Genomic DNA, 12201 nt, shown 5'->3' on the forward strand with positions numbered 1-12201 from the left:
TCAGGTTTCGCAACTTGAAACCTGAAACCTAAAACAAAAAAAACATTCAATATGGCTTGGTTTAAAAGACAAGAAAAAGGGATTACGACCGCGACAGAAGATAAGATGGACGTTCCGAAAGGATTGTGGTACAAATCTCCTACTGGAAAAATTATTGATGCAGACGAATTAGCGAGAAACTTATTCGTAAGCCCTGAAGATGATTTTCACGTTCGAATTGGAAGCGCAACCTATTTTGAAATTTTATTCGACAACAACGAATTTGTTGAGTTAGATAAAAACATGACATCAAAAGATCCTCTGCACTTTGTGGATACAAAAAAATATGCGGAAAGATTGAAAGATGTAATGGAAAAAACTCATCTTAAAGACGCTGTACGTACGGGAGTAGGAAAATCTAAAGGAAAAGAGCTTGTAATTTGCTGTATGGATTTTGCCTTTATCGGTGGATCTATGGGAGCAGTTGTAGGGGAAAAAATCGCAAGAGGAATTGATCATGCGATCAAAAACAAACTTCCTTTTGTAATGATTTCTAAATCTGGTGGAGCTCGTATGATGGAAGCTGCTTATTCTTTAATGCAATTAGCAAAAACTTCTGTAAAACTAGCTCAGCTAGCCGAAGCTAAATTACCTTATATCTCTCTTTGTACAGATCCAACAACGGGTGGAACAACTGCATCTTACGCAATGTTAGGAGACATCAACATCTCTGAGCCGGGCGCTTTGATTGGTTTTGCTGGTCCTCGTGTTGTTCGTGACACTACAGGAAAAGACTTACCAGAAGGTTTCCAAACTGCTGAGTTCTTATTAGAGCACGGTTTCTTAGACTTTATCACGCCTAGAAAAGAATTGAAAGATAAGATCAACTTATATATCGATTTGATTCAGAATAATGATATTAGATAGTTTCAAAACTATACAAAATAGAAAATCCCAAGAAATTGCTTCTTGGGATTTTTTGTTTTAAACCATATAAGTTTTATAAGAACATTTAAGGTTTCCTGCAAGGTTTTGAAAACCTTGTAGGTAGACAAAAACTACACCGTTTCACTTAAAAAAAATACAATACGATTTAAGCAACACATACTTGTCTGAAAAATTGTATTTTTGTTTTTGCATAAATGATAATCGCTTTATTGTATCATACCAATACAAACCTGTTTTTTACAGAAATCTATTTTTTCTAAAGTAATATAAATATCTTTGAATTATGAGCACAGCAGCAAAACCAAGACACATAGGACGACAAATAAGCCGTATTCGCGAACTTAAAGATATGAAGCAAGAAGCTCTCGCTCAAGCTTTAGGAACATCTCAGCAAACCATATCTGCAATAGAAAATAGCGAAACCATAGACGATGCTAAACTTGCAGAAGTAGCAAAAGCGCTTGGAGTAAGTGTTGAAGCAATTAAAAACTTTACTGAAGAAAATATGATAAATTATTTTAATAATTTTTATGACAACAGCTGTAATGGAGCAAATGGAATGTTTCATGCGAATTATTGCACATTCAATCCATTAGACAAAGTGCTTGAACTTTATGAACGTATGCTTCAGGCAGAAAAAGAAAAAGTTGAGTACTTAGAAAAATTATTAAAAGAGAAATAATCTTTCTAAAACATACGCATTCAATATAAAATCTCAAGGAATTTCTCTTGAGATTTTTTTATATCCTTATTTTAAATCTGATTTTTTATGGCAAGAATTTTTATTGGTTTTATGATTTGTTTTCTCTTTTTGAATTGTAGTAAAAAAGAAAATAATACAAGCATCAAAAACAAGCCTTATATTATCTCTCAAAATAATAAAAAAATAATTAATGGCAAAGATAGTATTCCCCTTCCCCCTCCTATTCCTGGCTGGCTATATTATGGAACAAATTCGTTTATAATAGATACTGATTCGAAAATATACTATTTTCAAAGAGACGAAATTAATCATATTTGCGGAAATTGGAAAAAAAGTGATACAATTCCAAACTTTATTGGTTTACAACCAAAAGATTTGATCGAAATACCCACTAACAATATATCCGATTTTATAAAAGCAAATTATAAACAAAAATTCAAAAACATCACTTACATATGTTCTAAAACTGATACTTTACAATCAGAATCTTTTTTTGTTTTAGAAAAGGCATTAAAGTCACAAGAAAAATACGGAGATTATTACAATATAAGGAGAACAACACAAGAAGAAGATACTGTCTTGAAATACAAGAAAAACAATGAATTTTATAACTCAGAAGATATTAATTGGGATAAAAATAGAATTACATTTCCTTTCATAAAACCCAAATTAAATCATTAAAATATAGATCGTTCCTACGGAACTTCTGAATGCGGGATTTCATTTTTCAACGGAATAAATTCCGTTGCTATCAAATATTTCATTCCTACGGAATTTTCAATACTGCTCCGTCGAGTAAAATCCGCAAATTACCCCGCTTTTTTCAAATCTTTTTTCAATTCTTTTTCAGCAATTTTAAAAGCCAGTTTCTCGCGCCAGACAGCATAACGTTCTCTAAAGACTACTTTAATTGCACTATCTACTGCGCCATGTCTAAATAAACTCCAAACGCTCGCCATTTTGCGGCCAATAGAACTATCCCAAGCGCGAAGTGTTAGAGAGAAAGAACCATCTATATAACGCATCCAGTGCCACATACCTGTTGGCATGAATAATGTATCTCCGTGTTCCAGAAAAACTTCATAACCTTCGACACCTTTTAGAGCGGGAAATTTTTCAAAATCGGGATTCGCAACATCATAATCTTCTAAAGCGTAGGTAGTATTAGGAAGACAATAGAGTCGTTTTTTCCATTTGTTATCAAACAATATAATATGTTTTCTACCACCAAAATGAGTATGAAAAAGATGAGGTAAATCGATATCATAATGCAGAAAAGTAATTGCTTTTGAACCTCCAAAAAACATGGCTGGCATACTTTCTATAAAACCTCCCATTAGTTCCTTAGGAACTTTTACGTCATCAATTAACTCGGGCCTGTGTTTGAAAAGATTGAAGAAAAAAATACGCAGTTGTGTTGGCTCTCTTTTTATTAAATCAAGATATTCGCCAAACTTCATACTGGCAATAGAAGCATTAATTACTTTTGTTGGATCTGCTTTTGAGTTATCGACCAATTTAACTTCAATATCTCCCGCAATGTGCTTAAAATAATCTGTAGACCACTTTTCTCTTGCAGGCCAATCTTTTGTAAGCCCCTTAATAATTAAGGGCTTCCTCTTATCTAAATAGTTTTTTTTAAAATCTTCTCTAGAAATAGACTCAACAGTATCAACAGGTTTTAGAATAAAGCTCATTTATATATTGATTTAAATTGTCTGCATATCAAAAATATCTAATTATTTCAAAATTTACAATTAAATAACACAAAAACAACATATTACATCCCTGTTCTAATAGCCTCAACAGGATCTAAATTTGCAGCTGAAATTGCAGGCAGAATTCCCGAAATTAACCCAATAAGCGCTGCCAGTGTTGTACCTAGCATTATATTTCCAAAACTTAAAACAAATTCAAAATCAAGTGCTTTAGTTAAAATAAGTGCAATTCCCCAAACCATTAGCAACCCTATAATCCCACCAATAACTGAAAGAATTATTGCTTCAAATAAAAATTGAAAAAGAATAAATCTGTTTTTTGCTCCCAGTGATTTTTGTATTCCTATTAAATTGGTTCTTTCTTTTACTGAAACGAACATAATATTGGCGATTCCAAAACCTCCAACCAAAAGAGAAAACCCACTTATAATCCAGCCTACAACATTCATCTGACCTAGAATTCCATCAATAAAATCAGTAAATCCGGAAAGAACATTAACAAAAAAGTTATCCATTTCCCCTGCTTTCATTCCTCGAATTGCACGTAATTTTTGCGCTATTTCAGCTTTGTACGCATCCATATCTATCCCTTTTACCGGTTTTAAAACAATAACCGGCGTCATCGAATCGCTGTCACCATACATACGTCTCAGGAAATTGGCCGGTAAATAAACAGAAGTATCATTGCTATCGCCAAAAAATCCGGCTCCTTGTTTTTCCATTACACCAATCACCGTAAAACGCTGCCCGTATAAACGAATACTTTTACCAATTGGATCACTGGTTCCAAAAAGACCTTCGGCAATATCGTAACCCAAAACAATTACCGCAGTGCCGGAATTAGATTCAGATTCATTGTAAAATCTTCCTTTATCAAAACTCAATCCGTCAATATCGACCATTTCACTCGATGAAGGAATAATATTCACGTCGCTAACGGTTTTCGAATCGTATTTTAAACTTTCATGATTAACAAACAGCTGATAAGCAACCTGCTCTGTATTATTAAGCGAGTTTTTCAAGCCAATGTATTCATCATACTTTACATTTGGAAACTGCTCTCTCTTCCATTGTGGAATTTCGGATGGTCCAAAGCAATATTTCATTAAATAAATCGTATTTTTATCTAAACTGCTCAAATCTTTAGATATTTTCCTGTCTAAAGAATCTACCGCAGCCAATACAGCAATGATTGAAAAAATACCAATTGTAACACCCAGCAGCGATAATAAAGTTCGTAATTTATTATTTCGTAAAGCGTTTATGGCAAAGCTGAGACTTTCTTTTAATAATCTTAGATAAAGAAGCATATAGTAGTATTTTTCAATCAAGTAAAATTCAATAATTTAAAAACAAAAACCTAATAAAAGTTAACTTACTCATCAGTAGATTTTTTTACTATAATGTTACATTAATTTCTTTAAAATAATATTTAAAAAAACTACTTTTGCAGTCTCAAAAATCATAACTACACGATGAGCACAACTAAAAAAATACAATCAGCATTAATATCTGTTTTTTCTAAAGACGGATTAGAGCCAATTGTTAGAAAATTACACGAACAAAACGTAACACTTTACTCAACCGGAGGAACTGAAGACTTCATTAAAAACCTTGGAATCCCTGTAGTTCCTGTTGAAGACATTACTTCTTTTCCTGAAATTCTTGGAGGAAGAGTAAAAACTTTACACCCAAAGATTTTTGGCGGAATTTTAAATCGTCAGGATAATGAAAGTGATGTTCAGCAAATGAAAGAATTTGACATTCCTCAAATTGATTTGGTAATTGTTGACTTATACCCTTTTGAAAAAACTGTAGCTTCTGGTGCAAGCGAGCAAGATATTATAGAAAAAATTGATATCGGCGGAATTTCATTAATCCGTGCTGGTGCAAAAAACTTCAAAGACACTGTAATTGTAGCTTCGGTTAACGAATATAGCTTGCTTTTGGATTTGATTACAGAACAAAACGGATCTACAACTCTTGAAAACAGAAGATTGCTGGCTACAAAAGCATTTCATGTTTCTTCTCACTATGACGGAGCTATTTTCAATTATTTTAATACCGACGAAACGATCTACAAAGAAAGCATTGCAGATGGTCAAGTTTTAAGATATGGTGAAAATCCACATCAAAAAGGATTCTTTTTTGGAGATTTTGATGCAATGTTCAAAAAAGTTCACGGAAAAGAGTTATCTTACAACAACTTATTGGATGTTGATGCTGCAGTTAATTTAATTGCTGAATTTAAAACAGACGGACCAACATTTGCTATTTTAAAACATAATAATGCATGTGGTTTAGCTTCCAGAAAAACAATTAGCGAAGCGTATTTGGCAGCTTTGGCCTGCGATCCGACTTCAGCTTTTGGCGGAGTTTTGATTGCAAATACCAAAATTGATTTGGCAACTGCACAGGAAATCAACAAATTATTCTGCGAAGTTGTTATTGCTCCAGCTTATGATGATGAGGCAATTGTAGTATTACAAGAAAAGAAAAACAGAATTATTTTAGTTCAAAATGAAGTTGAATTACCAGCTCGTCAGGTAAGAACTTGTCTTAATGGTTTGTTAATTCAGGACAGAAATAATATTACGGATAATAAAGAGCATCTAAAAACCGTTACAATTACAGAACCTACTGCTCAGGAGATCGAAGATTTGATCTTTGCTTCAAAAATTTGCAAGAATACAAAATCAAACACAATTGTATTTGCAAAAAACGGAACATTAATTTCATCAGGAACAGGTCAGACATCAAGAGTCGATGCTTTAATGCAGGCTGTTGACAAAGCCAAAGCTTTTGGATTTGATTTAACAGGCGCTTCGATGGCGAGTGATGCATTTTTTCCATTTCCGGATTGTGTAGAATTAGCTAAAAAAGCGGGAATTACAGCAGTAATTCAGCCAGGAGGTTCAATAAAAGACGAATTAAGTATAAATTATTGCAATGAAAACAATCTTGCAATGGTATTTACAGGAACTCGTCATTTTAAACATTAATTTGTTTAACTTTGTTCGATAAATAATTTATAACATTTTAAACCCCAAAAAAAACTTATGGGATTTTTTGATTTCATGACTGAGGATATTGCAATAGACCTTGGTACCGCAAACACTTTAATCATTCATAATGATAAAGTTGTTATTGACAGCCCCTCTATCGTAGCACGCGACAGAGTATCAGGCAAAATCATCGCTGTTGGTAAAGAAGCCAACATGATGCAAGGTAAAACGCATGAAAATATCAAGACCATAAGGCCTTTGAAAGATGGTGTAATTGCCGATTTTGATGCTTCGGAAAAAATGATCAATATGTTCATTAAAAGTATTCCGGCATTAAAAAAGAGAATGTTTACTCCAGCATTGAGAATGGTAGTTTGTATTCCTTCTGGAATTACTGAGGTTGAAATGCGTGCAGTAAAAGAATCTTGTGAAAGAGTAAACGGAAAAGAAGTTTACCTGATTCATGAACCAATGGCCGCAGCAATCGGTATTGGAATCGACATCATGCAACCAAAAGGAAACATGATTGTTGATATTGGAGGTGGTACAACCGAAATCGCTGTTATTGCATTAGGTGGTATTGTATGTGATAAATCTGTAAAAATTGCAGGTGACGTTTTTACAAATGATATCGTTTATTACATGCGTACACAACATAACCTTTTTGTTGGAGAAAGTACTGCTGAGAAAATCAAAATTCAAATTGGTGCAGCTATTGAAGACTTAGATGGTCCACCAGAAGAAATGTCTGTACAGGGTAGAGATTTACTTACCGGAAAACCAAAACAAGTTGATGTTTCTTATCGTGAAATTGCAAAAGCTTTAGACAAATCTATTCAGCGTATTGAAGATGCAGTAATGGAAACTTTATCTCAGACTCCTCCAGAATTAGCTGCCGATATTTATAATACTGGTATTTATTTAGCCGGTGGTGGATCGATGTTAAGAGGTCTTGACAAACGTATTTCTCAAAAGACTGACTTACCGGTTTATATTGCAGAAGATCCATTAAGAGCAGTTGTTCGCGGTACAGGAATGGCACTTAAAAACATTGCAAAATTTAAAAGCATCTTAATTAAATAAGATTCAAAATAATAAATCTATATATTTTATTAGAGTTAAATTCAATCATTTAACTCTAATAAAATCTGAAATCATAAGCATATCCTGAAACAAAATAACCAAACAAGAAATGCAGCAAATTTTTAATTTCATTATAAGAAACAGTAATCGATTGCTGTTTTTGCTGCTTTTAGGTATATCGTTGGCGCTAACAATCCAATCGCATTCTTTCCATAGAAGCAAAGTAATCAGTTCTGCTAATTTTCTGAGCGGTGGTGTTTATGAAAAAATTAATCATTTAAATGAATATTTGAATTTAAGAACCGAAAATGACGAACTTGTACTTGAAAATGCAAGATTAAAAAGTCTTTTATTCAATAAAGAAGATACCACAAAAATACCTTTGGCAGATAGTATAAAAGGTGTAAAACCTGCTGATATTATTGTTTCAAAAGTAATTCACAACTCTTATAATACTCACGAAAACTATATTACTCTAAATTCTGGAGCCAATGATGGCGTAAAACAAGATATGGGGGTAATTAATAGTCTTGGAATTATTGGAGTAATAGATAACACATCACCAAGATACTCAACTGTGGTAAGTATTTTAAATATGAAATCACAGATTAATGCCAAAATCAAAAAATCAAATCATTTTGGTTCTTTGACCTGGAACGGAAAAAGTACTGGTTATGTTCAACTGGAGGATGTTCCGAGATTGGCTTCAATTAAAAAGGGTGACACAATCGTAACTGGTGGTCAATCTGTAATTTTTCCTGAAGGAATCAACATTGGTACTGTAGACAAAATTTACATTAAAGATAAAACGAGTTTTTACGTCATAAATGTTAAACTATTTAATGACATGACAAATCTTGGACATGTTTACATTATAAAAAGTAAAGACAGAGAAGAACTTATTAATTTAGAAAAAAAGGAAAAAGATGAATAGCGCGTTGTTAGTCAATGTTTTTCGATTTATTATGTTGCTGGCAATTCAGATTGTTATTTTCAACAATATGAATTTTTTAGGATACATAAGTCCTTTTCCATATATTCTGTATATAATTTTATATCCTGTAAACAGTAACAGATCTGGCTTGATCATTTCAAGCTTTTTACTTGGAATAATGATGGATATGTTTTGTAATTCAGGTGGAATTCATGCAACAGCCTGTGTAATTCTTGCCTATTACAGACCCTATATATTTAAATTTTCATTTGGTTTAAGTTATGAATACCAAACCATAAAATTAAATGAATCTTTAACGCCCGAACGTTTTTCATTTATTTTGGTTTCTGTTTTACTACATCATATAGTACTATTTATACTCGAAGCGTTTCAGTTTAAATTCATCTGGGACATTTTACTTCGAACGTTGTTCAGTTCGATATTTACAATAATCATATCAATAATAATAATTTACCTTATTAAGCCTAATAAACGATGAGAAAAATATTGCTACCCGCTTTAATTATCATTGCAGGATCTTTGCTGGTGATCAGGGTGTTTTATTTGCAAATTATTGATGATTCTTTTAAATTAAAATCTGAAAATAATGCAATTAAGAAGCAGTATGATTACCCTGAAAGAGGATACATTTATGACAGAAATGGCAAACTTTTAGTTGCCAACCAGGCTTCTTATGACATCATGGTTATCCCACGAGATATTAAAGAAGACCTAAATGTAGATGAATTTTGTACTTTATTAAATATCACTAAAGAAGATTACGAGAAAAGAATTGCCAAAGCAAAGGTTTACAGCCCGAGACTTCCTTCGGTATTTTTAGCACAATTAAACAAAAGCGAATTTGCAGCTTTTCAGGAAAAAATCAGAAAATTTGAAGGTTTCTATTTCCAAAAACGCTCACTTCGTGATTACGAGGTAGATTATGGTGCTAATATTTTTGGGTTCATCACGCAAGTTTCGGAAGGACTAATTGCTAAAAATCCTTACTATAACAGTGGAGATTTAATTGGAAAACAAGGTGTTGAACAAAGTTACGAGGAAGTCTTACGCGGAATAAAAGGTGTAAAATACATTCAGAAAGACAAATACAATAGAGAAATAGGCTCCTATAAAAATGGAAAATACGACACTATTGCCGTAGCAGGGGAAGATATTAATATAACTATTGATGCTGAACTTCAGAAATATGGTGAAGAATTAATGATCAACAAAAGAGGTGGAATTGTTGCTATTGAACCTAAAAGCGGTGAAATTTTAGCACTTGTTACTGCTCCATCTTACGATCCTGGAATTTTAGTTGGAAGACAAAGATCTAAGAATTATACTCTTTTATATCACGACTCTATTGCAAACCCTTTATTTGACAGAGGCCTTTTAGCACAATATCCGCCAGGATCTCCATTTAAAATTTTAACTGGACTTGTTGCACTTCAGGAAGGTGTTATCAATGAGCAAACTACTTTTATGTGTCATCATGGATTTAGTTATGGCCGAGGTCGTTTTATGAAATGCCACGGCTTTGGCCCACATCAATTACATAACGGAATTTACAATTCTTGTAATACCTATTTTGCTCAGGCTTACATGTTAACTATAAACAAATATCCTAATCCAGGTAAAGCAGTAGATGTTTGGAGCGATCACGTTAAAAGTTTTGGGTTAGGCCAGTTTATGGGTTATGATTTACCAACTGGTAAAAGAGGAAATATACCAACTTCTAAAACATACAAGAAAATCTATCCTAACGGAGGCTGGAGAAGTACAACAATTGTATCAAACGCTATTGGTCAGGGAGAAGTTTTAATGACACCTATTCAACTTGCCAATATGATGGCGACAGTTGCAAATCAGGGTTACTACTACACTCCTCATATCATTAAAAAAATTGAAGGAAAAAAGATAGATCCTAAATTTACAACAAGACACGAAACTACAATTGACAAAAAATATTTCCCGCCAGTTATAAGTGGTTTATTTGACGTTTATAACAAAGGTACTGCTTATGCTCTTAGAGTTGAAGGTATTGATATTTGCGGAAAAACGGGTACAGCTGAGAATTATGCCAAAATAAACGGTAAAAGAGAAAAGCTTAAAGATCACTCTATATTTGTGGCTTTTGCACCAAAAGATAATCCAAAAATTGCCATCGCGGTTATGATTGAAAACGGAGGTTTTGGCGCAACAGTTGCGGGTCCTATTGCCAGTTTGATGATTGAAAAATATTTAAGAAAGAAAATCACAAGAAACGATCTGGAAATTCGCGTTCTTAATAAAAGTTTAGCAAGCGAATATGCAAAACTAGGCGGAATGAACGCAGCCAGCGCAATTGAATCGACACCAAAAGACTCTGTTTTAAAAGCAAAAATTGTTGTACCTAAACCAGCAGCTCCAAAAAGTGAAATTAAAAAAACATCAATAGACACCACTAAAAAGAACTAAAGATTATTTCAAATGAAAAATCAAAGTGTAAAAAATAACATTGACTGGATAAGTGTTTTTATCTACATCACGTTAGTAATATTGGGGTGGTTAAATATCTATTCTTCATCATTATTATCAACAGAAGGAACATATCAAAAACAATTAATTTTTATTGGTTGTACTATTCCTTTGATATTTGTTGTACTTTTTGTTGATGGAAAATTTTATGAAAAGTATGCCAGTATAATTTTTGGTGTATCATTACTCTCTCTTGCCGGCCTTTTCCTTTTTGGAAAAACGATTGCCGGGCAAAGATGCTGGTATGCCATTGGAAGTTTTACTTTACAACCTTCAGAGTTTGCAAAAGCAGCTACTTCACTAGCTCTGGCAAAATATTTAAGTGATTCACAAATCAATCTAAAAGAGGTAAACAGGCAAATTCAGGCTCTGGCAATTGTATTTCTACCCGTTATACTTATTCTGCCACAGCCGGATCCCGGAAGTGCATTAATCTATAGTATCTTTATTATTGTACTATATAGAGAAGGATTACCATCATGGTATGTTCTTACAGGTTTTATTACTATTCTTTTATTTGTACTTACACTGGTTTTAGAACCATACGTGGTAATACTTTTAGCTGCGCTAGTATTGGCAGTTATACATTTTAAAGGTCGGGTTGTAGACAGAAATTTGCTAATGAGCGGTATTCTTTTGGCCTTAGCCTCAGCTTTTGTTTTTTCTGTAGATTATGTATTTGATCACGTTTTTAAGCAACACCATAGAGATCGATTCAATATTTTACTTGGAAAAACAGTAGACATGAAAGGTATTGGATACAACACCAACCAATCTGAAATTGCGATTGGATCAGGAGGCTGGCTTGGAAAAGGTTTTTTACAAGGAACTCAGACTAAAGGAGGCTTTGTACCGGAACAACATACAGATTACATTTTTACAACGGTTGGAGAAGAATGGGGCTTTGTTGGATCATTAGTCGTAATTGCTCTTTTTGTTGGTTTATTTTTGAGAGTTATTTATTTAGCAGAAAGACAGAAAACCAAATTTAGCAGAGTTTATGGCTATTGTGTTGCCGGAATTCTTTTCATTCACTTTTTTGTAAATATTGCTATGGTTATTGGAATTTTCCCTACAATTGGGGTTCCTCTGCCCTTTTTCTCCTACGGAGGTTCCGGATTATGGGGATTCACTATTCTACTCTTTATTTTCTTAAAAATGGATGCTAATAAGGTTAATGAGTGGTAGGTTTAAATACTCCATATTTTAAATCACTTTACCTGTTCACTATTTCTTAATCCAAATTCCAATTATAGAAGTTTCGCTTTTGCATTGGATAAAAACATAAAAATCATTCTGTAAACATAGCCC

At 33.2% G+C, this 12201-nt stretch carries 11 protein-coding genes; 9 read left to right on the forward strand and 2 right to left on the reverse strand.

The window, feature by feature from the left end; genetic code table 11:
• Positions 1-51 precede the first annotated feature (51 nt).
• The 3 genes from accD to OLM51_RS00500 all read left to right on the forward strand — a co-directional run bounded on the left by accD (position 52) and on the right by OLM51_RS00500 (position 2311).
• Positions 52-906, forward strand: a complete 855-nt coding sequence (gene accD, locus OLM51_RS00490) for an acetyl-CoA carboxylase, carboxyltransferase subunit beta (RefSeq protein ID WP_017498373.1) — start codon at positions 52-54, stop codon at positions 904-906.
• A 304-nt stretch (positions 907-1210) separates the two neighbouring features.
• Positions 1211-1609: a helix-turn-helix domain-containing protein gene (locus tag OLM51_RS00495; protein WP_264552477.1), complete on the forward strand. Its 399-nt coding sequence runs from the start codon at positions 1211-1213 to the stop codon at positions 1607-1609.
• An 87-nt stretch (positions 1610-1696) separates the two neighbouring features.
• Positions 1697-2311: a hypothetical protein gene (locus OLM51_RS00500; RefSeq protein ID WP_264552478.1), complete on the forward strand. Its 615-nt coding sequence runs from the start codon at positions 1697-1699 to the stop codon at positions 2309-2311.
• A gap of 128 nt (positions 2312-2439) precedes the next feature.
• On the opposite strand, the gene OLM51_RS00505 is transcribed toward OLM51_RS00500, so the two are convergent.
• Entirely contained in the window at positions 2440-3327 is an 888-nt protein-coding gene (locus OLM51_RS00505; RefSeq protein WP_264552479.1) for a cupin-like domain-containing protein, read from the reverse strand.
• An 83-nt stretch (positions 3328-3410) separates the two neighbouring features.
• Positions 3411-4658, reverse strand: coding sequence for an ABC transporter permease (locus OLM51_RS00510; RefSeq protein WP_264552480.1), 1248 nt, complete (start codon positions 4656-4658; stop codon positions 3411-3413).
• A 165-nt stretch (positions 4659-4823) separates the two neighbouring features.
• On the opposite strand from OLM51_RS00510, the gene purH reads away from it, so the two are divergent.
• The 6 genes from purH to rodA all read left to right on the forward strand — a co-directional run bounded on the left by purH (position 4824) and on the right by rodA (position 12078).
• Positions 4824-6350 carry a bifunctional phosphoribosylaminoimidazolecarboxamide formyltransferase/IMP cyclohydrolase gene (gene purH, locus OLM51_RS00515; RefSeq protein WP_264552481.1) on the forward strand — a complete coding sequence of 509 codons (1527 nt, stop codon included), beginning with the start codon at positions 4824-4826 and terminating at the stop codon, positions 6348-6350.
• 57 nt (positions 6351-6407) lie between these two features.
• Entirely contained in the window at positions 6408-7436 is a 1029-nt protein-coding gene (locus OLM51_RS00520; protein ID WP_115888157.1) for a rod shape-determining protein, read from the forward strand.
• 109 nt (positions 7437-7545) lie between these two features.
• Positions 7546-8370 (forward strand): rod shape-determining protein MreC, encoded by an 825-nt coding sequence (gene mreC / locus OLM51_RS00525; RefSeq protein WP_264552482.1) that lies wholly within the window; start codon positions 7546-7548, stop codon positions 8368-8370.
• Positions 8363-8869, forward strand: coding sequence for a rod shape-determining protein MreD (locus OLM51_RS00530; protein WP_264552483.1), 507 nt, complete (start codon positions 8363-8365; stop codon positions 8867-8869). Before mreC ends, OLM51_RS00530 begins: the two co-directional genes overlap by 8 nt.
• Positions 8866-10830: a penicillin-binding protein 2 gene (gene mrdA / locus OLM51_RS00535; RefSeq protein ID WP_264552484.1), complete on the forward strand. Its 1965-nt coding sequence runs from the start codon at positions 8866-8868 to the stop codon at positions 10828-10830. Before OLM51_RS00530 ends, mrdA begins: the two co-directional genes overlap by 4 nt.
• Before the next feature lie 12 nt (positions 10831-10842).
• Positions 10843-12078 carry a rod shape-determining protein RodA gene (gene rodA / locus OLM51_RS00540; protein WP_264552485.1) on the forward strand — a complete coding sequence of 412 codons (1236 nt, stop codon included), beginning with the start codon at positions 10843-10845 and terminating at the stop codon, positions 12076-12078.
• The last annotated feature ends 123 nt before the right edge of the window (positions 12079-12201 follow it).

Source organism: Flavobacterium sp. N2038, assembly GCF_025947185.1.
In the GTDB taxonomy this organism is placed as follows: domain Bacteria; phylum Bacteroidota; class Bacteroidia; order Flavobacteriales; family Flavobacteriaceae; genus Flavobacterium.